At 69.4% G+C, this 22,731-nt stretch carries 25 protein-coding genes and 1 pseudogene; 13 read left to right on the top strand and 13 right to left on the bottom strand.

Annotated elements, in window-relative coordinates; all coding sequences use genetic code 11:
* Nucleotides 1–265 precede the first annotated feature (265 nt).
* On the top strand, nt 266–1,012 hold the full coding sequence (locus H483_RS22190; RefSeq protein WP_017835441.1) for a cyclopropane-fatty-acyl-phospholipid synthase family protein: 747 nt from the start codon (nt 266–268) through the stop codon (nt 1,010–1,012).
* Between the two features lie 141 nt (nt 1,013–1,153).
* Nucleotides 1,154–1,924 carry an SDR family oxidoreductase gene (locus H483_RS22185; protein ID WP_017835440.1) on the top strand — a complete coding sequence of 257 codons (771 nt, stop codon included), beginning with the start codon at nt 1,154–1,156 and terminating at the stop codon, nt 1,922–1,924.
* A gap of 45 nt (nt 1,925–1,969) precedes the next feature.
* Here H483_RS22185 and H483_RS22180 read toward each other — a convergent pair whose 3' ends face one another.
* Complete coding sequence (locus tag H483_RS22180; RefSeq protein ID WP_017835439.1) at nt 1,970–2,377, bottom strand: hypothetical protein; 408 nt, start codon at nt 2,375–2,377, stop codon at nt 1,970–1,972.
* A 29-nt stretch (nt 2,378–2,406) separates the two neighbouring features.
* Here H483_RS22180 and H483_RS22175 point away from each other — a divergent pair, with 29 nt between their 5' ends.
* A complete protein-coding gene (locus H483_RS22175; protein WP_238556203.1) occupies nt 2,407–2,976 on the top strand; it encodes a GNAT family N-acetyltransferase in 570 nt (189 codons plus the stop codon).
* Here H483_RS22175 and H483_RS22170 read toward each other — a convergent pair.
* Both H483_RS22170 and H483_RS22165 read right to left on the bottom strand, forming a co-directional pair.
* Complete coding sequence (locus H483_RS22170; protein ID WP_017835437.1) at nt 2,939–3,316, bottom strand: sensory rhodopsin transducer; 378 nt, start codon at nt 3,314–3,316, stop codon at nt 2,939–2,941. The two genes, H483_RS22175 and H483_RS22170, sit on opposite strands and share 38 nt — an antisense overlap.
* Nucleotides 3,313–4,524 (bottom strand): D-arabinono-1,4-lactone oxidase, encoded by a 1,212-nt coding sequence (locus tag H483_RS22165; protein WP_017835436.1) that lies wholly within the window; start codon nt 4,522–4,524, stop codon nt 3,313–3,315. The genes H483_RS22170 and H483_RS22165 overlap by 4 nt, the downstream gene beginning before the upstream one ends.
* 239 nt (nt 4,525–4,763) lie before the next feature.
* Here H483_RS22165 and H483_RS22160 point away from each other — a divergent pair, with 239 nt between their 5' ends.
* Both H483_RS22160 and H483_RS22155 read left to right on the top strand, forming a co-directional pair.
* Nucleotides 4,764–5,114, top strand: coding sequence for a hypothetical protein (locus H483_RS22160; RefSeq protein WP_017835435.1), 351 nt, complete (start codon nt 4,764–4,766; stop codon nt 5,112–5,114).
* Nucleotides 5,115–5,171: 57 nt separating this feature from the next.
* Nucleotides 5,172–6,092 (top strand): DUF6615 family protein, encoded by a 921-nt coding sequence (locus H483_RS22155; RefSeq protein ID WP_152427832.1) that lies wholly within the window; start codon nt 5,172–5,174, stop codon nt 6,090–6,092.
* Between the two features lie 334 nt (nt 6,093–6,426).
* Here the strand turns inward: H483_RS22155 and H483_RS22150 are convergent, their stop codons facing one another.
* The 3 genes from H483_RS22150 to H483_RS22140 are packed head-to-tail and all read right to left on the bottom strand — an operon-like array spanning nt 6,427 to nt 8,393.
* Entirely contained in the window at nt 6,427–6,894 is a 468-nt protein-coding gene (locus H483_RS22150) for a hypothetical protein (protein ID WP_017835433.1), read from the bottom strand.
* Nucleotides 6,891–7,253 carry a thiamine-binding protein gene (locus H483_RS22145; protein WP_017835432.1) on the bottom strand — a complete coding sequence of 121 codons (363 nt, stop codon included), beginning with the start codon at nt 7,251–7,253 and terminating at the stop codon, nt 6,891–6,893. Before H483_RS22145 ends, H483_RS22150 begins: the two co-directional genes overlap by 4 nt.
* 24 nt (nt 7,254–7,277) lie before the next feature.
* The gene (locus H483_RS22140; RefSeq protein ID WP_017835431.1) at nt 7,278–8,393 is read right to left on the bottom strand and encodes an LLM class flavin-dependent oxidoreductase; all 1,116 of its coding nucleotides are present in this window, start codon (nt 8,391–8,393) and stop codon (nt 7,278–7,280) included.
* Nucleotides 8,394–8,473: 80 nt separating this feature from the next.
* Here H483_RS22140 and H483_RS22135 point away from each other — a divergent pair, with 80 nt between their 5' ends.
* Nucleotides 8,474–8,899 (top strand): DUF1622 domain-containing protein, encoded by a 426-nt coding sequence (locus H483_RS22135; RefSeq protein ID WP_017835430.1) that lies wholly within the window; start codon nt 8,474–8,476, stop codon nt 8,897–8,899.
* Nucleotides 8,896–9,306 (top strand): cupin domain-containing protein, encoded by a 411-nt coding sequence (locus tag H483_RS22130; protein ID WP_017835429.1) that lies wholly within the window; start codon nt 8,896–8,898, stop codon nt 9,304–9,306. Before H483_RS22135 ends, H483_RS22130 begins: the two co-directional genes overlap by 4 nt.
* 15 nt (nt 9,307–9,321) lie before the next feature.
* Here the strand turns inward: H483_RS22130 and H483_RS22125 are convergent.
* Nucleotides 9,322–10,201 (bottom strand): annotated as a pseudogene (locus H483_RS22125) (SDR family NAD(P)-dependent oxidoreductase).
* Nucleotides 10,198–10,983, bottom strand: a complete 786-nt coding sequence (locus H483_RS22120) for an SDR family NAD(P)-dependent oxidoreductase (protein ID WP_031264438.1) — start codon at nt 10,981–10,983, stop codon at nt 10,198–10,200. The pseudogene H483_RS22125 and the gene H483_RS22120 overlap by 4 nt, the downstream one beginning before the upstream one ends.
* Nucleotides 10,984–11,140: 157 nt before the next feature.
* Between H483_RS22120 and H483_RS22115 the strand changes: the two genes are divergently transcribed.
* The 4 genes from H483_RS22115 (at nt 11,141) to H483_RS22100 (ending at nt 14,724) form a co-directional block, all read left to right on the top strand.
* A complete protein-coding gene (locus H483_RS22115; RefSeq protein WP_017835424.1) occupies nt 11,141–12,496 on the top strand; it encodes an NAD(P)/FAD-dependent oxidoreductase in 1,356 nt (451 codons plus the stop codon).
* The gene (locus H483_RS22110; RefSeq protein ID WP_017835423.1) at nt 12,493–13,146 is read left to right on the top strand and encodes a TetR/AcrR family transcriptional regulator; all 654 of its coding nucleotides are present in this window, start codon (nt 12,493–12,495) and stop codon (nt 13,144–13,146) included. The genes H483_RS22115 and H483_RS22110 overlap by 4 nt, the downstream gene beginning before the upstream one ends.
* The gene (locus H483_RS22105; RefSeq protein ID WP_017835422.1) at nt 13,143–14,054 is read left to right on the top strand and encodes an alpha/beta hydrolase; all 912 of its coding nucleotides are present in this window, start codon (nt 13,143–13,145) and stop codon (nt 14,052–14,054) included. The genes H483_RS22110 and H483_RS22105 overlap by 4 nt, the downstream gene beginning before the upstream one ends.
* A 118-nt stretch (nt 14,055–14,172) precedes the next feature.
* Nucleotides 14,173–14,724: a YceI family protein gene (locus H483_RS22100; protein WP_017835421.1), complete on the top strand. Its 552-nt coding sequence runs from the start codon at nt 14,173–14,175 to the stop codon at nt 14,722–14,724.
* 73 nt (nt 14,725–14,797) lie between these two features.
* Here H483_RS22100 and H483_RS22095 read toward each other — a convergent pair whose 3' ends face one another.
* Nucleotides 14,798–15,400 (bottom strand): hypothetical protein, encoded by a 603-nt coding sequence (locus tag H483_RS22095; RefSeq protein WP_017835420.1) that lies wholly within the window; start codon nt 15,398–15,400, stop codon nt 14,798–14,800.
* Nucleotides 15,401–15,612: 212 nt separating this feature from the next.
* On the opposite strand from H483_RS22095, the gene H483_RS22090 reads away from it, so the two are divergent.
* Entirely contained in the window at nt 15,613–16,083 is a 471-nt protein-coding gene (locus H483_RS22090; RefSeq protein WP_017835419.1) for a hypothetical protein, read from the top strand.
* Between the two features lie 113 nt (nt 16,084–16,196).
* On the opposite strand, the gene H483_RS22085 is transcribed toward H483_RS22090, so the two are convergent.
* The 4 genes from H483_RS22085 to H483_RS22070 form a co-directional block, all read right to left on the bottom strand.
* On the bottom strand, nt 16,197–17,096 hold the full coding sequence (locus H483_RS22085; RefSeq protein ID WP_017835418.1) for an alpha/beta fold hydrolase: 900 nt from the start codon (nt 17,094–17,096) through the stop codon (nt 16,197–16,199).
* Between the two features lie 135 nt (nt 17,097–17,231).
* Nucleotides 17,232–17,711: a hypothetical protein gene (locus tag H483_RS22080; protein ID WP_017835417.1), complete on the bottom strand. Its 480-nt coding sequence runs from the start codon at nt 17,709–17,711 to the stop codon at nt 17,232–17,234.
* Complete coding sequence (locus tag H483_RS22075) at nt 17,708–18,919, bottom strand: acyl-CoA dehydrogenase family protein (RefSeq protein ID WP_017835416.1); 1,212 nt, start codon at nt 18,917–18,919, stop codon at nt 17,708–17,710. The genes H483_RS22080 and H483_RS22075 overlap by 4 nt, the downstream gene beginning before the upstream one ends.
* A 56-nt stretch (nt 18,920–18,975) precedes the next feature.
* On the bottom strand, nt 18,976–20,205 hold the full coding sequence (locus tag H483_RS22070; protein ID WP_042328800.1) for an AI-2E family transporter: 1,230 nt from the start codon (nt 20,203–20,205) through the stop codon (nt 18,976–18,978).
* Between the two features lie 226 nt (nt 20,206–20,431).
* On the opposite strand from H483_RS22070, the gene H483_RS22065 reads away from it, so the two are divergent.
* On the top strand, nt 20,432–22,684 hold the full coding sequence (locus H483_RS22065; protein ID WP_017835414.1) for a catalase: 2,253 nt from the start codon (nt 20,432–20,434) through the stop codon (nt 22,682–22,684).
* Nucleotides 22,685–22,731 lie beyond the last annotated feature (47 nt).

The following is a 22,731-nucleotide window of genomic DNA, read 5'->3' as shown; positions in this document are numbered from 1 at the left end:
GCGGAGGTGAGTTGCATGGTCGTCATCGAGACCACCGCTGCGCGCGGTGCCCGGATCATCCTCACGTGCCGGGCCTCGTCCTGACGGTTGCTCGGATTCCCCCGGCGTAAGAACAACGGGGCCAGCGTCTCCGCTTGGAAGGCCCATCATCACAGGTCCGGCACGGTGTCCCCCCACACCGCTCTCTGCCGGCCCGCTCCCGCCCACTCGGGCAGCTATCGCCCGCAAAGGACAGGGCAGTACAGAAAGGAACGAGGTCGAGTTAATGGACCTTCCCCGCATCTTCACCATCCGCGAGAGCAGCCACCGGATCCACAACCCACTCACCGAGGACAAACTCGCCGCGCTGGGGAAAGCCCTCCGACTCACGCCAGGGACGCGAGTACTGGACCTGGCCAGCGGCTCGGGCGAGATGTTGACGACCTGGGCGCGTGATCACGGGATCACGGGCACCGGCGTGGACATCAGCACGGTCTTCACCGCGGAGGCCCGGGCCCGCGCCGCAGAACTAGGGGTCGCCGACCGTGTCGACTTCATCCACGGGGATGCCGCAGGCCATGTCGCGGACGAGCCGGTTGATCTGGCCGCATGCGTGGGTGCCACCTGGATCGGAAACGGTGTCGCCGAGACGATCGAGTTGCTCGAACGCAGCCTCCGTCCGGGAGGCGTGATGTTGATCGGCGAGCCGTACTGGCGGCGCACCCCGCCGGACGAGGAGACGGCCGTCGCCTGCCACGCCACCGCCATCGCCGACTTCCTGGCGCTCCCCGACCTGATAGGGCGGTTTCAGAGTCTCGGTTACGACGTCGTGGAGATGATGCTCGCCGACCAGGACAGTTGGGACCGGTACACGGCAGCCCAATGGCTCAACTTGCGCCACTGGCTCGACCGGAACCCCGATGACGACCTCGCCACCGAGGTGAGGGAGGAACTCACCACCACTCCCGCCCGCTACGCGCGCTACACCCGTGAGTACCTCGGGTGGGGCGTCTTCGCCCTCATGAAGCGCTAGCCGGGAACCCGACCCCACTGCGGCCACCACCGACGTCGCGGCCCTCGAGCCCCACCACCACGCCCGTCCAGTGCTGGGTATTGTCGGGTGTCGGACACTCCGGGCGAACGCTGCCTCGGACTTGCGTGTGGAGGACAGGGAATGGCATCGATCTTCATCTCGGGCGGAGCGGCCGGAATCGGCCTGGCAACGGCGGAGCGATTCAGCCGCGAAGGCTGGACTGTAGGAGTGTACGACGTCGACAAGGACGCCCTCGCCGCGGTGCAGTCGAAGCATCCCGACTGGATCACCGGGGAACTCGACGTCCGCGACATGCAGCAGTGGGAGAGGGCGCTGGAGGAGTTCACCTCGCACACCGGAGGCACGCTCGACGTCCTGGACAACAACGCGGGCGTCCTCGTCGCCGGCGACCTGACGGAGATCTCGGCTGACGCGGTCAAGGCCCAGATCGACATCGATGTGCTGGGCGTGACGCTCGGCGCCAAAGCCGCGTTCCCATACCTCAAGGCCACACCGGGGTCGCACCTGGTCAACATCGCGTCCGCGTCGGCGATCTACGGTCAGCCCGGGATCGCCACGTACAGCGCCGCCAAGTTCTACGTCGCCGGACTGACCGAGGCGTTGGAGCTCGAGTGGGCCCCGCACGGCGTGCGCGTGGTGGGGATCTGGCCACTGTGGGCCAAGACCGCTCTCGCGGACCCCAAGGCCAAGACGACCCGGACACTCGGCATCAAGATCACCCCCGAGCAGGTCGCGGAGAAGGTCTGGCAGTCCGTCCACCCGACACCCCTTGACCGCCGCTTTCATCGCACGTCCTACAGCGTCGGCGAGCAGACGACCGTGCTCGCGAACATCTCCAAGTTCTCACCCAACTTCGCGACGCGCCTGGTCAACAAGGTCCTGGCCCAGTAGAGCGGAGACGCAGGAGACACGGTCGCCCTCTCGTCGCGCGGGCCGTCAGGCGTCGCGCGACTTCAGCGTGACGTGGGCTGCGAGGGCGGTCACGAAGGTAAACGCGGCCATGACGGCGAGCCCGGCCAATGGCGTCAGCGGGCCGGTCGAGGTGGCCGCGTAAGAGCTCTGTCCGGCCGTGGTGGGCCAGTAGGTCCCGGCGATCTCGCCGAGGACGCCGGGCATGCCCGGCGTGAGGGCGGGCACGAGGAGGGCGACGGTGACGATGATCGCCAGCGCACCGGTGGAGCTGCGGGTGAGGGTGCCGAATGCGAGGCCCAGGACGGCGGCCAGGACGAGATAGGCCACGGCGCACAAGACCGCGCGAATGGTGTCGGGGGCGGTGAGGCTCGCGGTGGGAAGCCCGGCGGCGGCGAGTGCTGCCTGAGACGCAACGCCCAGACTGCGTTGCACGGGACGATGTGAACGGAGAGAGCGAGCCGGTGACGACGTACCGCATCCGGCCCGCCAGGGAAATCGACCTGATCGTCCTGCAGGACATCGAACGCTCGGCCGGAGCACCCTTTGCGGACATGGGGATGACCTCGGTGGCCGAGGACGACCCGCCGTCGATCGACTCACTCCGAGAGTTTGTGCAGAACGGGCGGGCGTGGGTCAGCACCGATGGATCCGACCGGCCGGTGGCGTACTTGTTGGCCGATGTGGTCGACGGCAACGCTCACCTGGGCCAGGTCTCGGTGCACAGCGAGGTCATGCGCCGCGGGATCGGGACGGCCCTGCTGAACCACACGATCGGATGGGCGCGGGAGCACCGGCTCCCCGCGGTCACGTTGACCACCTACACCCACGTCCCGTGGAACGGGCCGTACTACGAGCGTCATGGGTTCCGGTACCTCGCCGAGCACGAGGAGAGCCCCGGCCTCAGAGAGATCCGGGCTGCGGAGATCGCCCACGGCCTCGACCAGTGGCCGCGCGCCTGCATGCGCAGGGAACTCCCTCCCGCATCGCGCCGTCTCAGTCGGGAGCGAAACCCATCGTCGTCATACCGCTGAGACCGCCACGACGGGTGTCGAGCCTCGTCACCTGGACGAACACCGGCACATCCGACCGGATGACCACGCCGTACGGTTCACCCAGAAACACGGCCTGGGGGTCGATCAGATCGTTGACGCGCACGTGCCGCACCCGCTGGGCCGCGACCTGCACCGGGTAGGGGCCGACAGGGTCGCCGTCGGAGTGGTAGATCGTCATCTCCAGGCTGGCGTCGGTCTCGCACACGTTGAGGATGCAGAGCTCGTCCCGGCTGGTGTACTCGGGTTCCGGGCCGGTACTGGTTGACGGGATGTTCCCGCCGGGGAACACCCACAGGGTCCGGCCGATCTCCTGGTTCATGCCACATCCCCTTCGAACAGGGACCGCAGGTAGTCGTTCATGAAGACACCGTCCGGGTCGAGGCGGCGTCTGACGTCGTGGAACGTCTCCCATTCCGGGTACAGACCGCGTAGCTGGTCCGCGCGCATGGTGTGCTTCTTGCCCCAGTGCGGGCGGCCACCGAAGTCCTGCAGGATCGGTTCGATGTCGTTGAAGTACTCCTCGTAGGGCAGCTCGTTATTCTGCAGTAGCGCGATGGTCATGGTGGGGCGCTGGTAGCAGTTGCTGATGAGCGCGTCGTCGGGCGCGATGGTCCGGACCAGGACGCGCCAGCCCACCTTCTGGCGGTGCCGCTCCTTGATCCGCTCCCGCAGGACCTTGAAGCATTCCAGGCCCTCGTCGAACGGCAGCATGTACTCCATCTCCTCGAACCTCAGGTCCCGTGAGTTCGGGATGATGTCGTAGCTCACGCCGGTGGCGTCCTCGTGGACGTGGTCGCCCGGGGGGGTCAGGTCCGGCTCCTGCCCGGGGAGGTTCATCGTTCTGACCTGGGCCTCGTCACTGCGGGGATACCAGTAGAAGTCGAAGTGCCGATTGGACGTCGTGAGTTCGGCGAAGTTGTCCTGCACCCAGTCGATGTGGGTGCACCAGTTGAGGCGGTGCAGCTTGTACGCGGGCAGCAGGCGCAACGTCAGTGACGTCATGACCCCGAGCGAGCCCATCGAGACCTGCGCCGCGCGGAGGAGGTCCGCGTCGTACTCCGGCCCGGCGTCTTCCCCAAAGGGCACCACCTCTCCGTCCGCCGTCACCAGCCGGCCACCGACCACGGTCTGGGAGAGGTTGCCCAGCTCCCGGCCGGTCCCGTGCGTCCCCGTACCGATCGCCCCGGCGAGGGCCTGGTAGTCGACGTCGCCGAGGTTCTCCATCGCCAGGTCGTGCTCGGCGAGCAGTTCACCCGCCCGGGCGATGCCCGTCCCCGGTAGCAACGAGGCACGACCGGCATCGGTGTCATGTGAGACCAGCCCGGACATCTCGTCCAGTGTGAGCAGGACGTCCGAGGTCTGCATGAGCGGGACCGAGGAGTGCCCCGATCCCACCGGCCGGATGGTCCCCCCTTCCTCAGCGGTTCGACGGACCACCTCCTGCACCGCGGCCTCGTCCGACGGCCGCGCGGTGTCCGACGGGGTGAAGCGCAGACTCCCGGACCAGTTGACGAATTCCTTGGTCATCGGTGTTCCTCCTTGTCTCGGTCTTGCCTCGATGTCACCGCACGGCGCGGTGGCGTGGTCTACAGCGCGAAGCTGAGTGCGAAGACGGTCAGGAAGGAGGGCGGTCGACATGATCGTCTCCGAGGATCGGGAACGGGTCACCCGCATGGTGGCATCTATGCGATGCCCACGCATCCGGCCGCGGGCGTCCGTCGATGGCGTCCGGCCCCCCGGTCGCGCCTTGGATTACCGTCGTTGCCATGGTCTGGGTCTGGACGTTCGCCGTGGTCATCGTTCTGGTGGTCGGAGCTGCCGTACTGCCCCGACGAGCCTCCGAGCCTTCGCAGGGGTTCCCCTGGTTCTGGGTGGCCTTTCCGCTCTGCGTGCTCCTGGCGACCGGGTCGCTGACCATGTGGCTCCCGCTCATCGCTGCGACCGGAGGCGTGCCGATGTACATGCCTCTGGCCGACTCCCACGACGGCGTCCAGGTCCTGGAAAACGATCAGTTCTGGCAGCTCCACGCTCTCTCTCCAGGGCGGTGGGTCCTGCCAGTCACCGCTCTGGTCCTGGGGGGACTGTCGGCGTGGGCGTGGAGGCGCGGCCGAGTCTGACACGCTGGCCGGTCTATATTCTCGTCGAGCCGGCAGTTCCCATGCGAGTATCGACCAGTGACTGGTATCGATGCCGCCCTTGCTGGGGGCCGTACCGCTTGTCTCGAACATATGGCCGCATGTGAGGCGGCCGGGCTCCAGTGGACGGAAGAACCTGTCACCGAGATCTTGCTGAGCCGGACGTCTCCGCGGGTCCGGTTCGCTACGTTCACCCGCAAGCAGGAGGCCAAGGTCGGCGCCGACTGGCTCTGGTGGTGGGTGGCACCGAGCGGCGAGAGCTTCGGGATGATCGTGCAGGCGAAGCGCTTGTACGTCGACAAAGCCAAATGGAGCTTCAAGTTCAATCACAACTCTGGCGAGCAACGTCGAGCTTTGTTCGACGCTGCTGCCGCACTCGACGTCGCGCCCGTCTACAGCTTGTACCTCGGCACACAGCATTACCGAGGAGCAGCGACTTGCGGAGCTGAATCGCACAACTCGGAGGACTGCGCGAACTGCGCCACGCTCGCAGTCTCCTTGATGCCCGCACTCCTCGCCGATAGTCACTTAGTCGTGGACGCCGAATCCACATACCAGCGTTCAGTCGCGTTGGAGACCGCTTTCGATAATGCCGAGGAGCAATCGGCTTGGCTGGGTGCAATCAGCGCAGATCTCACGGATGACCTCTCGGCCTTCCTCCACATGCCCCAGGTTGGCGTCCGCGCGATCGCCCGTACCCTCGTCGATCGAGTTCTCGATGTGCGCCAGGGGCAGTTCAGCAAGAGCGTCAAAGAGATGGTTCAACTAGACCAAACCGGCCGAGTGTTCAGCGACTTACCGGGAGATTATGGGCACTTCGGTGCGCCGTACATGTCGCTGATGCTTCGAGGACTCGTGCGATCACCACCTGACTACGTTGTGTCGATCATCGCCGGCGACACACTGGGCGAACCGCCAGCCGACAACATTGCAGGCGTAGTCATCGTCCGGAGTAGCTGACTGTGGAAAGCGAAAGGCTGGCGTTTGCACCACTTTAACCGGTCGGCTTCTGGCATGCGATCGTGGCTCACCTGACGATGCAGCAGGCCCTCCTCCGCAATTGGGCCTGTGATCGAGCAGAGGCCGCGCAGACACGGACAACCGCTACAGCTCCCTCCGGCGACAGATAGGCTGGTGCACCGTCGCTGAGATGACTGGCATCGGGCCCCAGATCGGCACACAGAAACGCCAGACGTGGGCGTAGTCGAACTCTCCTGGAACGGGGACTACGTCGATGTGTTTGTTGGTGGCCGCGGTCTCTAGGCGGGGGTTGGCCTCGCTGGCCCGGGGAGGGTCAACCGCCCCCGCTGCCGCGGCCCTCCACGGTCCGGCCGTCACCACTATGTCGCCGAACCAGCTCGACCGCATCCCGGAGCCCGAGACCCGGGTACGCGGCCCGGAGTCGGCGGACCGCGTCGACCTCACCGGACGAGGCCTGCACCGCCTCGACGACCTCGCCCGCCCCGAGCTCGGAGGCGATGCGACGCGAGCGATCCTCGCCGCTGGCCCCGAACCACCACCGGCGGGCAGCCGCGGCGAGGAGCAACACCGCGAGAGCGCTCCACAGCAGAACGTCCAAGGTGCCGGCCTCGGGGGAGGTCAGTTTCACGGCCGCCACCACCACAGCACCGATCCCGCCGAGCGCGGTGGCCGCAACGTATGCAACCGTCTGCGGACCACGCGGGGCGGCACCGTCTGCGCCGTGCAGGCCGGCGGAACCGGAGTCGTTCACGGAGTGATCCGAGGGGGTGCGGGAGGTCACGGGGCGACCACCTCGTCGTCGTCGCCCTTCTCCCCTCCCCCGGGATCCGCCGCCAGGCCGTGTTGCAGGCGGCGCTCCACCCGGTCCACCTTCCCGCGCAACTCACCGAAGCGGCCGGGCCTCAGGTCAGCTTTGAGCACCAGGCTCACGCGCGGGGACACCGCCAGGACCGCGTCGGTAGCGGCGCGGATGACGGGCATGACCTCGTCCCAGTCGCCCTCGATCGTGGTGAACATCGACGTGGTCTCGTGGGGCAGTCCGGACGCGCGGACCACCCGGACCGCCTCGGCGACGGCCTCACTCATGGACGCCGAGTCGTCCGCAGTCGTGGTGGGTGCGACGGAGAACGCGAAGAGCATGGCCCCACGGTAATACCCGGCCCGTCAGGCGCGGGACACCTGCTGCGGCACCCCGGGTTCGTATCCGGCCCCGGCCAGCAGCTCCCGGACGCGAGGGATGACTTTGCGCCCGTAGAGGTCGATCGAGGTCATGAGGTGCTCGTGCGGGGTCGGTCCGCTGGCGTACTTGAGGTCGAAGCGGTCCAGTCCCAGCGTGCGCACGGTCGCGGCGATCTTCTGCGCGACGGTCTCGGGCGAGCCGACGTACATCGCCCCGGACCGCACCTCGCGGTGGAAGTCGGCCTCGCTCGCGTCCCCCCACCCGCGCTCGCGCCCGATCTGGTTGCGGTTGACCAGCCAGTGCGGCAGCGCCAGGGCGGCGGCCTTCTCGTCGGTCTCCGCCACGAAACCGGGCGAGTGCACGGCGATCGGCAACCGCGGCGCGTCGGTGCCCGCCAGCTGCGCATTCGCCTGGCGGTACAGGTCGGCGAAAGGCGCGAACCGGCCCGCGGGCCCACCGATGATCGCCAGCATGAGGGGCATGCGGTAGCGGGCCGCACGCACCACGGATTCGGGACTGCCGCCCACCGCGATCCACGCGGAGAGCCCGTGCTCGGTCTCCGGGTAGACGCGCTGGTCGACCAGGGGTCGCCGCAGCTCGCCGGACCACGTCACCGGCGTCTCGGGCAGCAACGCGGAGAACAGGTCCAGCTTCTCGGAGAACAGCTGCTCGTACTGCTGGAGGTCGAGCCCGAACAGCGGGAACGACTCGGTGAACGACCCGCGCCCCAGCACCACCTCGGCGCGCCCGTTGGACAGGGCGTCGATCGTGGAGAAACGCTGGAACACGCGGACCGGGTCGTCGCTGGACAGGACGGTGACCGCCGAGCCGAGGGTGATGCGCTGCGTGCGGGTGGCGATGCCGGCGAGCACGACGTCCGGGGCGGAGACGGCGAAGTCCGGGCGGTGGTGCTCGCCCACCCCGAAGGCGTCGACCCCCACCTCGTCGGCGAGGACGGCCTGTTCGACCACATCCCGGATCACCTGGGCGTGGTGGACGCGGGCGCCGCTGGAGTCGACCGTCGTGTCACCGAAGGTGTCGAGGCCCAGCGCGACGGACTGTGACGACGACGCGGGGGTGGAGGCGCTGTGCTGAGTCATGCCCCCATATTAGTTGACTTGTCAACCATAGCGTTCGCGGAGGCCCCTCACGCCCTGCCGGGCCGGTCTACAGTTCCTCCATGACGTTCTCGGAGGCCGTGGAACTGGTGGGCAAGACGATCGACGCGGCGGGCGTGGCCGCCATCGTGGTGGGCGCGTTGGTGGCAGCCCTGTTCGCCCTGGACCCGCGCCGCCGGTCCGGCCCGGAGGGGGACGCCTACACCGCGTTTCGTCGCCGACTCGGACGCGCGATCCTCCTGGGCCTGGAGTTGCTCGTGGCCGCGGACATCATCCGGACCGTCGCGATCTCACCGAGCTACGACTCGGTAGGGTTGCTCGCACTCGTCGTGCTCATCAGGACCTTCCTCAGCTGGTCGCTCGAGCTCGAGATCTCGGGCCGGTGGCCGTGGCAGAAGGGAACCGGATCGCGCGGCGGGCGCGCCCGGCATGATGGAGACGACCGGGCGCGAGCCGACGTGCACGAGAGCGAGAGGACCACACCATGACCGCCAGTGATCACGGACCCCACCCCTACGTCGTCAACATCGAGGACGAGACCCTGTCCAACACCAACTACCGCACCACGCTGTGGACCGGGAAGCACATGCAGATGACGGTCATGGCGATCGCTCCCGGCGACGACATCGGCCTCGAGGTGCACGAGGATCACGACCAGTTCCTGCGCGTCGAGCAGGGCCGGGGTCGCGTCCAGATGGGGCCCGCCGAGGACCGCCTGGATTTCGACGAGGAGGTCGGCGACGACTGGGTGATTCTGGTCCCCGCCGGGTCGTGGCACAACGTCACCAACATCGGTGACGAGCCGCTCAAGGTCTACTCCATCTACGCGCCGCCGGAGCACGAGCACGGCACCGTGCACGCGACCAAGGCCGAGTCGGACGCCGACGAGCACTGAGGAACGTCCCCGACGTCAGGCGCCGGTGGGCCCCTCGTCCCGCCGGCGCCTCGTCGCGCGCACGTACCCGGTGAGCATCCGGTCCATCAGCGCCGGCGACAGGCGCTGCAGCCGCCACGTCGCCCGGGCCCGCGCGGGTTCGATCACGAGCGCCCGGTTCCTGCGGACCCCGCGCAGGACGCTGTCGGCCAGCAGGTCCGGGTCCAGCGGCTCCCGGACACCCTGGCCCTCCAGGTAGAAGTGGCGGCCGTCGAAACCGTCGAGTTCGCCCTTGTCCAGGATCGCGGTGTCCACCGCGGCCGGGCACACCACGGTCACCCCCAACGCGGTGGCCGGCGGCCTCCGCGCGCAGCGAGAGCCCGAGCCCCACCACGGCGTGCTTGGTCATGGCGTAGCTCGTGATCAGTCCCGCCGGGCACAACCCGCCCATCGACGCGGTGAGCACGAGCGACCCCGATCCCCGGCGGATCATCTCCGGGTACGCGGCGTGGACGCAGTGCACGACCCCGCGAATGTTCACGTCGATGATCGCGTCCCACTGCCCCAGGGTCAGCAGCTCGGTGTCCCCGCCCCAGGTGATGCCGGCGTTGGCCAACATGAGGTCCAGGCCACCGTGATCGGCGACCACCTCGCCCACCAGATCGGACACCGCCGCCGCGTCGGTGACGTCGAGAACGGCCGCCCGGGCGCTCCCGCCAGCCGCGGGGAGCTCCTCCGCCACCCGCCGCGCGGCCGCCGGGTCGATGTCCGTCACCACGACATGGGCACCGGCCGCCACCAGGGCGCGGGCCAGCGCGGCGCCGATCCCCGAGCCCCCGCCGGTGACGATCGCGGATCGGCCGGCGAACCCCGGGACAGGGCGGGCACCCGTACCGCGGCCGCGGCCCGTCCTCACGAGAACGCCGTGGTGGCCAGGCCGAGCACGTCCGGATAGCGCCGCAACTGGGCACCGCCGTCGATCGCCAGGTCCTCCCCCGTCATCCAGGGCGAATCGGCGAGGTACAGCACGGCCCGGGCGACGTCCTCCGCGGTGCCGCGGTGCGGGATCGCCGAATTCTCGGCGTACTCCTCGGCGAGACCGGGGATCTGCAGGACCGGCTCGGTGAGCGGGGTGACCAGAAATCCGGGCGAGACCGTGTTCACGCGGATCCCCCGCTCCCCGAGCTCGAGCGCGGCCACCTGCGCGAGCATCACCAGGCCCGCCTTGGCAGCGCAGTACGCGGCCATCCCCCGGCCCGGCTGCCGGGCGTTGAGCGAGGCGACGGCGACGATCGACCCGCCCTCCTCCACCACGCGCCCGGCGTGCTTGACCACCAGGAACGCGCCGGTCAGGCACACGTCCACCACTCTCCGGAACTCCGCGGTGTCGTGGTCGGTGACCAACCCCAGCGTGCTCACCCCGGCCGTGGTGACGACCAGCTCGGGCGCGGTCCCGGCGAACAGCGTCTCGACCGACGACTCGTCCACCACGTCGACGACCCTGTACTCATGACCCCCGCCCGAAGCGTCGGTCAGGCCCGCCAACTCGGCCGCGCGCGCCTCGGCGAGGTCGCCGTTGACGTCGGCCACCGTCACCCGCCACCCGTCCGAGGCGAGTCGCCGCGCCGTGGCCCATCCGATCCCGGATGCGCCACCGACCACCACCGCGTGTCGCCCACCTGCCGCATCTTCTGCCATGTCCGCCTCCGTCTGGGGTCGAGCCCGGGAAGGCGTGCCCCGTCAGAGCGCCATGGACGCTGTTGACGCCCGTCAACCCGTGGCCATAATCTAGGACGGCACTGTGATCCGCGCCATAGTTTTCCGGCGCGGCGTCTCCCGGCAGGAAGAGGTTTCCATGGCACCCGCCCCCACCGTCGCCGTGATCGGCGCGGGCATCAGCGGTCTCACCACCCTCAAGATGCTCGACGACTACGGCATCGAGGCGGTGGGATTAGAGGCCTCCGACCGCATCGGTGGGAACTGGGCGTTCGACAATCCCAACGGGAGTTCGAGCGCGTACCGGTCACTCCACATCGACACCTCCAAGCACCAGCTGAGCTTCCGCGACTTCCCCATGCCCGAGGAGTTCCCGGACTTCCCGCACCACTCGCAGATCAAGCAGTACCTCGACGACTACGCCGAGGCCTTCGACCTGCTGCGCCGCATCGAGTTCGAGAACCGGGTCCTGCACGCCGAACGGCTCGACGGCGGCGGATGGGAGCTGACCACCGAACGCACCGGCACCCGCCGCTTCGACGCACTCGTGGTGGGCAACGGGCACCACTGGGACCCGCGGTTCGGCGACTTCCCGGGCGAGTTCACTGGCGAGATGATCCATTCCCACGCCTACGTCGACCCGTGGGATCCGCTCGACCTGCAGGACAAGCGCATTCTCGTGGTGGGGTTGGGCAACAGCGCCGCCGACATCGCCGTGGAGCTGTCCTCCAAGGTGATGCGGAACGAGGTGGTGATCTCCACCCGGTCCGGCGCGTGGATCGTGCCGAAGTACATCGCCGGCAAGCCGGCCGACAAGTACTTCGCCACCTTCCCCTTCCTGCCCTACTCGTGGCAGCGCAAGGCAATTCAGGCCATGCAGCCGATGTCCGCGGGTCGGCCGGAGTCCTACGGGTTGCCCACGCCCAACCACAAGTTCTTCGAGGCCCACCCCACCCAGTCGGTCGAGTTGCCGCTGAGGCTCGGCTCGGGGGACATCACGGCCAAGGGGAACATCGCCCGGTTCGACGGGCGGACCGTGCACTTCGAGGACGGCACCGCGCAGGAGTTCGACGTCGTCATCCAGGCCACCGGCTACAACACCTCGTTCCCGTTCTTCGACCCGGACTTCCTCAGCGCCGACGCCCACAACCACGTGCCGCTCTACAAGCGGATGTTCTCCCCGGGCATCGACGACCTGGTGATGGTCGGCTTCGCGCAGTCCACGCCCACGTTGTTCCCGTTCGTCGAGGCCCAGGCCAGGCTGGCCGCCGCGTGGGCGGCCGGCCTGTACCGGACGCCGGGGCGGGCGGAGATGGAGCAGGTCATCGTGGCGGACGAGAAGAAGTACATCGGGCACATGCTCGACACCCCGCGGCACCAGCAGCAGGTGGACTACTTCCTGTACGAGCACGACCTGCGGACGCGCGAGATCCCGGCGGGACGGGAGCGGGCGGCACGCCTCGGCTGGATGATCCGGACGGCGGCGCACGCGTGAGCGGTAACGGTACCTCCGGCGAGGGCGCGAACGGTTCACCCCGCGGCGATCGACGCCGCGAGGCCCTGTTGGCCGAGCTCGACCGGCAGCTGCGCACCACCAAACTCGACGACATCTCGGTGGCCGACCTCACCGACGCGGCCGGCATCACCCGATCGGCGTTCTACTTCTACTTCGACTCCAAGGCCGCGGCGGTGACCGTGTTGCTCTCGTCCATCCAGGCGACCGCCGCCAAGTCGAACGACATGCTGGTGAACTCCGACGGCCGCTTCCGGTCCCGCGTGTCGACCACGCTGAGCCGCCTGGCGGACCGGATGGTCGACAACGCGCACGTCTACCGTGCCCTGCTCACCGCGCGGACCACGCACGAACCCATGCGCCGCCTCTGGGACGAGGGGCGGGCCGAGCTGGCGACGCCCATCGCCGAGTACATCCGCTCCGAGCGGGCGGCCGGCCGGGCCCCCGAGGGGGCCGACCCGGACTCGCTCGCCACCGCCCTGATCCAGATCAACGAATCGGTTCTCGAACACCTGGTCTACGACCCCGGTGCGGATCGCGAGCCCATGATCGCCACCGCCTCGGACCTGTGGGTCCGGGCCATCTACGGCCGCCCGGACCCGGAGGTCGACAACCCTGGAGAACCCTCGTGACCAGCCAGATCACCCCCGTCGACCTCGACTTCCGCTCCGGGGGGGACACCTGCCGCGGGTGGTTCCTGCCCGCGGCCGGGACGGATCGGGCACCGTGCGTCGTCCTGGCACACGGGCTGGGCGGAACGGCCGACTCGGGTCTGCTCCAGTTCGCCGAGGCCTTCGCCGCCGCCGGGTACGCGGCGTTCGCGTTCGACTACCGCGGTTTCGGACGATCTGACGGCGGGCCCCGACAGGTCGTCTCGCCGTCGCGGCAGCAGGACGACGTCCGGGCGGCGGTCGCCGCTGTCGCGGCGCGGCCGGACGTCGACGCCGACCGGATCGTCCTGTGGGGGTGCTCCCTGGGCGGCGGGCACGCGCTCGAGGTGGCTCGGGAGCCGGGCGGGGCGTCGAGCATCGCCGCGGTGATCTCGGTGGTCCCCCTCGTCGACGGGCGGGCCGCGGCGGTGGCCGCCGCCAGACAGCACCGACCGGGCACACTTCTCCGCTCGACCGGCACCACCGTGGCGGCCAAGGCAGCGGCGGCGCTGGGGCGGACGGAGCCGATGGTCCCATTGGTCGGTCCGCCGGGGTCGAACGCGGTGCTCTCCCTGGGGGGATACGAGGAGGCCTACGCGTCGATCGCGGGGCCGAGCTGGCGCAACGAGATCGGGGGCGGGGTCGGGGCGGTCCTGGGGTCCTTCCGGCCTGGCGCGAAGGCCGCCGAGCTCGCCGGGACCCCCGTGCTGGTCCAGATCGCCGACCTTGACCGGAGCGCCCCACCGCACGCCGCGAGCACCGCGGCGTTCGCCGCCCGCGCGGAGGTGCGCCACTACCCGGGCGATCACTTCGATCTCTTCCCCGGCCGGCCGTGCCACGACCTCGCGGTCACCCACGCGCTGCACTTCCTGCGCCGTCACGTGGGCTGACGGGCGGCGTGAGACCCCGCCGACTTTGTTGTTGACGCATCACCATCGAGGCGCTACTGTATGTGACACAACAACCACTTACCCCGGCATCCGGCCGGGCGCCACCGAAGGAGTCACCATGACCTCGACCCTCACCGATCTGACCGGGACCTGGGACATCGACCCCACCCACACCCGCCTCGGCTTCGTCACCCGCCACGCGATGATCACCAAGGTCCGCGGGTCGTTCAACGACTACACCGGTACGGTCACCGTCCCCGCCGAGGGTATCGACGCCGCGACCGCCGAGGTCGTCATCACCGCCTCCTCGATCGACACCCGCAACGCCGACCGCGACGGCCACCTGAAGTCCAACGACTTCTTCGACATGGAGAACCACCCGGAGATCACCTTCCGGTCGACGAAGATCGCAGCCAACGGCTCCGGCGGCGTGGACGTGACCGGCGACCTCTCCATCAAGGGCACCACGAAGTCCGTGACGATCCCCTTCGAGTACGAGGGCACCGCCACCGACCCGTTCGGCAACCTCCGCGCCGGCTTCGAGGGCACCACGGTCATCAACCGCAACGACTTCGGTCTGACCTGGAACGCCGCACTCGAGACCGGTGGCGTGCTCGTCTCCGAGAAGGTCACCCTCGAGATCGAGCTCTCGGCCGTCAAGCGGGCCTGAGCTCCCTACCGGTCCCATTTGGCCCCACCGGACGACGCCGCCCCCACCTTCCTACGAGGTGGGGGCGGCGTTCTCAGGCGACGACGACGAAGACGGCGGAATGCGTGCCGTCCGCGTCCTGCCACGTCCCGCTGAGCGTGCCCGGCGAGCCGATCAGCGGACGGTCCGCCTCGGCGTCGTTCTCCTCCGAGATTAACCGGATGACCTGAGGTAGAGCGGCCGCGTCCGAGTCTCCGGCCGCGTCGTCCCCACCACCGCGGACGTTGACCGGCGACGGGGAGACGGTGCCGTCCGCCACCGCCAGGTGGTCGGCTGCGGTGTCGCGATGGCTGATCACCCGCAGCACCTCCGCCACGTACACGGGGTCCGCCGGTGCGTCGTACACCCAGCGCCGACCGAGAACGGAGTGCTCGAGAGTCCCGACCAGGGCGTCCTGCGCACCCGGCAGCTCCGCTGCCCGATAGCTCAGGGGGACGTGGTACGTCCGGACGCCGTCCGTGACGAGGAAGGACTCCATGCCCACCTCGCCGTCGGGATCGACGAACCGGTAGGAAGTCACCTGCTCCACTCGCGCGGGGTCCCCGTCGAACCAGGGTTGGTGCGCGATCCATCCGCGGAGCAGCTCCAGCTTGCCCGGACGGAGGACGGCGTCATAGATCTCGGCGGTTCCACTCATGGGGTAAGCATCCCCGTAGCGACGCGGTGCGGCGGCCACTCGGCGACATGAAGAAGAATTTGTCCCGACGCCGTCACTCCTGCGCACCCTCCGTTTCCGCCCACCACCCCCGAGTGGGGAGTGATCCAGATCACAGCCGACGCCGGCCGATCCCGTTATGGTCTCCGGCGTGTCTCCGGGAGAACCCGGCGCTCGATCGAAAGGTGACCACCATGAAGAAGACCATCGCCGTCATCGGTTCCGCTGCCGCCCTGTCCTTCTCCGGTGCAGGACTCGCCGCCGCACAGAGCGATCTCCCGGGCCTCGACGGCCTCGACAGCGGATCAGTGGGTGCCCCCGCGGCCGGCGAAACCGACCTCGACGATGTCGAGACCCCCGCCGAGGTCTCGGAGATCGCACAGCAGCTGTGCGGCACGATCTCCGCGTACGACTTCCTGGGCTCCGTCGGCGCCGTCGCCCCCGGCCTCTCGGGGGACGAGTGCGAGGCGAACGCCGACCTGGCCATCTCCACCGCGCTGAGGGGCGACATCTCCGGGGCCGTCGACATCCTCCGTGGCATCGCCGCCGAGGTCCCCGGTGACACCGACAGCGACGCCACCGACAGCGACGACGCCACCATCGGCGACGAGGCCCAGCCGGACGACGACGCGGTCGACGCCGACACGGTCGAGACCGACGCCTGATACGACCTGGCACTCGACCGACCCGGCGCCTGACGGCGCAGGCCCGGCCCCGGTTTCCGCAGAGGACGCCGGGGCCGAGTCGTGTCAGTGCGCGCCCGGCAGGTCAGCGGAACCTACGCGGTGTCGCCGCCGGTCGTCACGAGTTCACCAAGCAGCTGGTGGTCGATGTGACCGGGATCCGTCGACTCCATGAAGTCGACGAGGATCCGTTCGACCGCGGCGGGATCCTCGACGTGCGGGTAGTGCCCGGTGCCCTCCACGATCGCGAGCCGGCTACCGGGGATCGCCTCGTGGGTCGTGTGCCCGTGCGAGACCGGGATGATCGGGTCCCGATCTCCCCAGATCAGCTGGAACGGCAACTGCGCCGCCAGGTAGAGCCGGTTACTGGCGGAGACCGCCTGGCCCTTGTTGTCCACGACCGCCCGGAGGGTCTTGAAGAACGCGCGTCGGTGACCGGGGCGGCCGAGCGACTCGTACGCCGCCCAGGGCTCCTCGAAGGCGATGGCGCGGACGCCCTTGCCGGTGAAGAACCCGCGGGCCCTGTCCCCGGCGGACACCAGGAACGGCGCCGCGCCGGCGGTCAGCAGCAGTTCGGCACCCGGGACCGCGAGCAGCCGCAGGATCCAGTTGACCTCCTTGCCCAGGCCGCCGCTGCCGATCAGCGCGATGCGCTCGCAGAACTCGGGGTACTGGTAGACGAACTGCAGGGCCACGCCGCCACCGAGCGACTGCCCGATTACCGTGCAGCGCCTGATGCCCTTGACCACCAGCAGGTCCCGCAGAGCGGAGGCCAGGGCGCCGAGCGAGTAGTCGTCGAAATCCAGCGAACTCTCCCCGTGACCGGGCAGGTCGGGGGCGATGATGTGGAACTTCGATTCCAGACGGGGGATCAGCTCGCGCCAGGTGACGGAGCTCCCCGCCATCCCGTGCAGGAGCAGCAGCGTGGGCTTTCCCTCGCCGGCTCCGGACTCGCTGTAGGCCAGCTCGCGGCCGTGAAGAACTGTTCTCTGCATTTCGGGTTTCCGCATGTCGCATTCCCCCTCGGGGACGGTCTCCGCGCCGTACCTCGTCGCCAGGAGTACCTGGGCCCATTGTGCGCCATCAGGGGCCCGGCGAGCAGTTCCCTCTATCACATCCGGCCCGGACGCTCATCCGAACTTCCGCACGAGTCGCCGGTGCCGGTGCGTGAACAGTGCTCCGACCAGCACTCGGACCACCGACCCGGGAATCAGCGCGCGCGGTACGGCCCGCAGCGTGTCGGTGATCCGAGTGGAGCCGTCGGCCAGTGACTCGAGCTCACGGCGGTGCTCCCACACCCGACACGACCCGAGCTCCGAGCGCTCCTGGAAGAACCGGGGAGCCTCCAGGTCGACCAAGACCAGGTCGTCGTACTCCAGCGGCACGACCCCGCCCAGCAGGATCCACGCGCGCCCGAGCGGCCGGCCCAGCGGCACGTCCGCGATCGAGGCCCCGGCCAGTCGCGCCGGGATCCGCATCCGCAGGAGGGGCCTGAACTCGTCGGAGATCCCCTCCGCGGTCACCACGTGTGCCCACACCTCCTCCCGCGGGGCGCGGACCACACTCGACCGCACCACCTCGACGGACGCCCGCGATCCCTCGGCGGTCACGGCAACCGCACCCCGGAGATCGCACGGGCGATCACCAGCTGCTGGATCTGCTCGGTGCCCTCGAAGATGTCGTAGATCTTGGCGTCGCGGTGCATCCGCTCGACCGGGTACTCGCGGGTGTACCCGACCCCGCCGAGGATCTGGATCGCGCGCTCGGTGGCCCAGACGGCCGTCCGGCCGGCCTTGAGCTTGGACATCGACCCCTCGGCCCGGGCCATGGGTTGCCCGGTCGCGCCCATCCACGCCGCCCGGCGCACCAACAGGCGGGAGGCGTCGATCTCCACCGCCATGTCCGCGAGCAGGAACGAGATGGCCTGGTTCTCAATGATGGGCCGGCCGAACACCACCCGGCCCTTGGCGTACTCGAGCGCGTACTCGTGCGCCGCCCGCGCGATACCCACGGCCATGGCCCCCACGGTTGGGCGGGTCCGCTCGAACGTGGCCATGGCCGCCTGGCCGCCGGTCCGTTCGCCCTCCCTCGCGCGGGCCAGCTTCTCGTCGAGCTTCTCCTTACCGCCCAGCAGCGCCGAGCCCGGGACGCGGACGTCGTCGAAGAAGATGTCCGCGGTCGCCGAGGCACGCAGACCGTGCTTCTTGATCCTGGAGCCGGTCTGGATCCCGGCGGCCCCGGCTTCCACCACGAAGGCGGCCTGGCCGCGGGATCCGAGATCCGGGTCCACGACCGCCTGCACCACCAGCACGGAGGCCACGCCACCGTTGGTCACCCAGGCCTTCTGCCCGGAGATCACCCACTCGTCCGCGGCCTCGTCGTACCGGGCCCGGGTGCGCATGTTGCCCACGTCGCTCCCCGCCTCCGGCTCGGACGAGCAGAACGCGCCGACCGCCGGTTCGGCCTCACTGCCGTAGCAGCGGGGCACCCACTCGACGATCTGCTCGGTCGTCCCGGCCGAGGCGATCCCCGCGGCGGCCAGGCCGGTGCCCATGATGGACAGACCGATCCCCGCGTCTCCCCAGAACAGCTCCTCGCAGAGGATCGGGTAGGACTGACCGGTAGTGTCCTGCCGCAGGGTCGCCATGATCTCGTAGCCGTACAGCCCGATCTTGGCGGCCTCCTGGATGATCGGCCAGGGCGTCTCCTCGCGCTCGTCCCACTCGTGGGCGGCCGGCCGGATGACCTCCTCGGCGAAGGCGTGGGCCCAGTCCTGTAGCTCACGCTGCTCCTCGGTCAGTTCCAGGCTGAAGGTCATCGGGTCCTCTCGGTCGGGTCTTCTGGTCAGCGGGTGGCAGAGCTGCGGGTATCGGGTCAGCGGGTGGCGGGGCCGCCATCGGAGGCAGCGGCCTGCGCATCGACCCCGTCGTCGTCCCCGTCGTCCGGTCCGGACACACTGGCGCGGTCGGGCACGGGTCCCGGCCCGTCGACCGGTGGCCCGCCTGGATCGTCACCGTCCGGTTCGTCACCATTCCCACCGGCCAGGTATCTCACCACCGTGTTGGCCATGGCGGTGACGGGGACGGCGAACAGCGCTCCCACGATGCCGAACTGGTACGTGCCCGCGGCCACCACGACGATCACGGCCAGCGGATGCAGCGCCACCGCGTGACCCATGAGGACGGGTTGCAGCAGGTGCGACTCCACCTGGTGGACCACCAGGACGATCGCCAGCATGGCGATCGCGATCACCGGCCCACGGTCCACCAACGCCAGGACCGTGGGGATCAACCCCGCGACGAGGGTGCCCACGATGGGGACGAACGACGCGAGGAACACCACCACCACGATGGGGATCACGAAGGGCACGCGCAGCACCAGCGCGCCGAGCCCCACCCCGGTGGCATTGATCGCGGCCACGGTCAGCTGCGTGCGGGTGTAGGCGCCGAGACTGATCCAGCCCTGCCGCAGTGCCCGATCGACCCTGAGGCGGCCCGCACGCGGGAACCACCTGACGAAGAACCTCCACAGCGTCTCCCCCTGGTAGAGGAAGAAGAACAGGGCCACCAGACAGATGAGCATGCCCGCCACCGCGTCGACGGCGGTGTGGCCGAACTGCACGGCGCCCGCGGCGACGGCCTCGGAGTGGGACTCGATCCAGCTTCGGACCTGGGTGACCGCCTCCTGGAGTCGATCTGCGGTCAGGTGGAGCGGGCCCTCCTCCAGCCACTGCAGTGCGGTGTCGACGCCGCTGCCGATCTTCTCCCTCATCTCCGGAACCCCGGTCGCGAGCTGGGCGGTCACCACCGCCAGCGCCCCGATGACCAGCGCCAGGACCCCGAGGACGACGACGAGGGACGCCAGCGCCCGCGGGACCTGCCGGGGCACACGGTCCACGAGCGGCCGGAGCATGGCCGCGAGCAACACCGCGATGGCGAGCGGGGCCAAGATGATCGCCAACCGGCCGATGGCCTGTCCGAGGATCCACCCGCCCCCAGCGATCAGCAACAGGCAGGCCGCCCAGGCCGCCGCCAGCACCACCGGATACGGGAGATGAGATCGGGGGATCACGGTCGTGCCGGTGTCCTCACCGTGGGTCGACATGAGACCACCATAGGCGCGCTGACCTCCGTCGACGTCGAGTTCGTCAGTCCCGGCCACACCGGCGGGAGGGCGCGAAGGGACCGCGGGAGGCGACGCTGGTCCGGGCGACCGGGCGACGGAGCGTACGCCAACCGGACCTCCTTCGCGACTGGTTGCGCGGTCCGCCCCGAGTGGGAGAGTCGGTGCGACACCCGTGCGCTCAGACCCAACCCATCGGAGGAGTCACATGTCTGACAAGAAATCCGCCGCATCGAAGACGGCCGAAGCGGCCGCCAAGAAGGTCGCCGACGCCGCCGGCAAGCTCGCCGACGAGGTCATCGGCGGCGGAGACGTCGTGCCCGGCGTCCCGGCCCCCACGCCCCCGTCGCTCGAGGAGCCCACCGACCCCACCGGCCCGCTTCCCCCCAAGCCGGACCAGAAGGGCGCCACGCCGTACAGCCCCACCGGAGCGGAGTCCTCCGATACCGAGGACGCCGCCCGCCAACAGGGCGAGTTCCTCACCACCGCGCAGGGCGCGCGGCTCTCCGAGACCGATCACTCACAGAAGGCCGGCCGCCGCGGCCCGGTCCTGCTACAGGATCATCACCTGCGCGAGAAGATCATGCACTTCGACCACGAGCGGATCCCGGAGCGCGCGGTCCACGCCCGCGGCGCCGGTGCGCACGGCGTCTTCGTGGGCAATGGCGCTGCCTCCAGGGTGTGCAAGGCCGGCGTCTTCGCCGACGGCAAGGAGACCGAGGTCTTCGTCCGGTTCTCCACCGTGCTCGGGTCGCGCGGGTCCGCCGACACCGTCCGCGACACGCGAGGTTTCGCGACCAAGTTATACACCGACGAGGGCACGTGGGACCTGGTCGGGAACAACATCCCCGTGTTCTTCATCCAGGACGCCATCAAGTTCCCCGACGTCGTCCACGCCGCCAAGCCCCACCCGGACCGCGAGATCCCCCAGGCCCAGAGCGCGCACGACACCTTCTGGGACTTCGTCTCCCTCCACACCGAGGCGCAGCACCACACCATGTGGAACATGTCCGACCGCGGCATCCCCCGCTCCTACCGGACGATGGAGGGCTTCGGGGTCCACACCTTCCGGCTCATCAACGACGCGGGCGAGACCAGCCTGGTCAAGTTCCACTGGAAGCCCCACCTCGGCGTGCACTCGCTGGTGTGGGAGGAGGCCCAGATCGCGGCCGGCATGGATCCCGATCTGCACCGCCGGGACCTGGCCGACGCCATCGAGGCCGGCGCGTTCCCGAAGTGGGATCTGGGGATCCAGGTGTTCCCCGACACCGTGGACTCCGACGGCGTCAGCGAGATGTTCCACGGGATCGACCTGCTCGACCCCACCAAGATCGTCCCCGAGGAGCTCGCGCCGGTGCAGGTGATCGGCACCATGACGCTCAACGCCAACCCCAAGAACTACTTCGCCGAGACCGAGCAGGTCGCGTTCCACCCGGGTCACCTGGCGCCGGGCATCGACGTGACCAGCGACCCGCTCCTGCAGGGCCGGCTGTTCTCCTACCTCGACACCCAGCTCACGCGCCTGGGCGGACCGAACTTCGGGCAGCTGCCGATCAACCGGCCGCACGCCCCGGTCAACGACATGCTGCGCGACGGGATGCACCAGACCGCCGATCACGTGGGGGTCGCGCCGTACCAGCCGAACAGCCTCGACGGCGGATGCCCGTTCCTCGCGGGCGCCAGTGACGGTGCCCTCGTGGAGGTGGCCCAGCAGATCGCCGACGCCCAGGTGGTCCGCGACGCCCCGGCGACCTTCGACGACCACTTCTCGCAAGCGACCCTCTTCTACGCCAGCATGACCGAGGTGGAGCAGGAGCACATCGCTGCCGCGTACACGTTCGAACTGGGTAAGTGCTACGAGGAGAACATCAAGATCCGGCAGGTCGAGCAGCTGGCCCGGATCGACCACGGCCTCGCCGTCACCGTCGCCACCGGTCTCGGTCTGCCAGCACCCGCCGAGGTGCCCACGGCCGAGGTCGTCACCAGCCCCGCGCTGTCCCAGATCGGGCGCGAGTGGCCCTCCGACGGGCGTCTCATCGGGATCCTCGTGACCGAGGGGTCCGATGTCGCCGCGGTCAAGGAGCTCGAACAGGCGGTCTTCGCCGACGATATGGTCCCGCTGGTCATCGCCCCGACCGGTGGCCGGCTGGGCGAGGGCGAGCCGGATGCGACCGTCGCCGTGTCACGGACGTACCAGACGCAGCGGTCGATCGAGTTCGACGCGCTCGTCGTGGTGGACCTCCCCGCCCACCCGAGGACCGATGTGCTGATCAGCGAGATGTACCGGCACAAGAAGGCGATCGCCTCGCTGGCTCCCCTCGACGGACTCGCGGACGTGGGGCTCACCACCGACTCCCCCGGAGTCGTGGTGGTGGACGAGGCGGCCGGGGTGCTGCCCGCGCTCAAGCCGCTGCTCGCCACCCACCGTGCATGGGACCGGCCGGACCCCGTACGGATCTGAGGCGACTCCCACCTCGCCACAGCGCCCGGCCGATACCCGGGGGTAGC

The sequence above is a fragment of the Dietzia sp. UCD-THP genome (assembly GCF_000349585.1).
GTDB classification, from domain to species: domain Bacteria; phylum Actinomycetota; class Actinomycetes; order Mycobacteriales; family Mycobacteriaceae; genus Dietzia; species Dietzia natronolimnaea_A.
This window is presented reverse-complemented; position numbering and strand designations above follow the sequence as displayed.

Bases quoted from the DNA above. Each gene is read 5' to 3' on its own strand.
- H483_RS22190 (WP_017835441.1), top strand. From the start codon at position 266: ATGGACCTTCCCCGCATCTTCACCATCCGCGAGAGCAGCCACCGGATC.
- H483_RS22185 (WP_017835440.1), top strand. From the start codon at position 1,154: ATGGCATCGATCTTCATCTCGGGCGGAGCGGCCGGAATCGGCCTGGCA.
- H483_RS22170 (WP_017835437.1), bottom strand. From the start codon at position 3,316: ATGAACCAGGAGATCGGCCGGACCCTGTGGGTGTTCCCCGGCGGGAAC.
- H483_RS22165 (WP_017835436.1), bottom strand. From the start codon at position 4,524: ATGACCAAGGAATTCGTCAACTGGTCCGGGAGTCTGCGCTTCACCCCG.
- H483_RS22160 (WP_017835435.1), top strand. From the start codon at position 4,764: ATGGTCTGGGTCTGGACGTTCGCCGTGGTCATCGTTCTGGTGGTCGGA.
- H483_RS22145 (WP_017835432.1), bottom strand. From the start codon at position 7,253: ATGCTCTTCGCGTTCTCCGTCGCACCCACCACGACTGCGGACGACTCG.
- H483_RS22140 (WP_017835431.1), bottom strand. From the start codon at position 8,393: ATGACTCAGCACAGCGCCTCCACCCCCGCGTCGTCGTCACAGTCCGTC.
- H483_RS22135 (WP_017835430.1), top strand. From the start codon at position 8,474: ATGACGTTCTCGGAGGCCGTGGAACTGGTGGGCAAGACGATCGACGCG.
- H483_RS22130 (WP_017835429.1), top strand. From the start codon at position 8,896: ATGACCGCCAGTGATCACGGACCCCACCCCTACGTCGTCAACATCGAG.
- H483_RS22120 (WP_031264438.1), bottom strand. From the start codon at position 10,983: ATGGCAGAAGATGCGGCAGGTGGGCGACACGCGGTGGTGGTCGGTGGC.
- H483_RS22115 (WP_017835424.1), top strand. From the start codon at position 11,141: ATGGCACCCGCCCCCACCGTCGCCGTGATCGGCGCGGGCATCAGCGGT.
- H483_RS22100 (WP_017835421.1), top strand. From the start codon at position 14,173: ATGACCTCGACCCTCACCGATCTGACCGGGACCTGGGACATCGACCCC.
- H483_RS22095 (WP_017835420.1), bottom strand. From the start codon at position 15,400: ATGAGTGGAACCGCCGAGATCTATGACGCCGTCCTCCGTCCGGGCAAG.
- H483_RS22090 (WP_017835419.1), top strand. From the start codon at position 15,613: ATGAAGAAGACCATCGCCGTCATCGGTTCCGCTGCCGCCCTGTCCTTC.
- H483_RS22085 (WP_017835418.1), bottom strand. From the start codon at position 17,096: ATGCAGAGAACAGTTCTTCACGGCCGCGAGCTGGCCTACAGCGAGTCC.
- H483_RS22075 (WP_017835416.1), bottom strand. From the start codon at position 18,919: ATGACCTTCAGCCTGGAACTGACCGAGGAGCAGCGTGAGCTACAGGAC.
- H483_RS22070 (WP_042328800.1), bottom strand. From the start codon at position 20,205: ATGTCGACCCACGGTGAGGACACCGGCACGACCGTGATCCCCCGATCT.
- H483_RS22065 (WP_017835414.1), top strand. From the start codon at position 20,432: ATGTCTGACAAGAAATCCGCCGCATCGAAGACGGCCGAAGCGGCCGCC.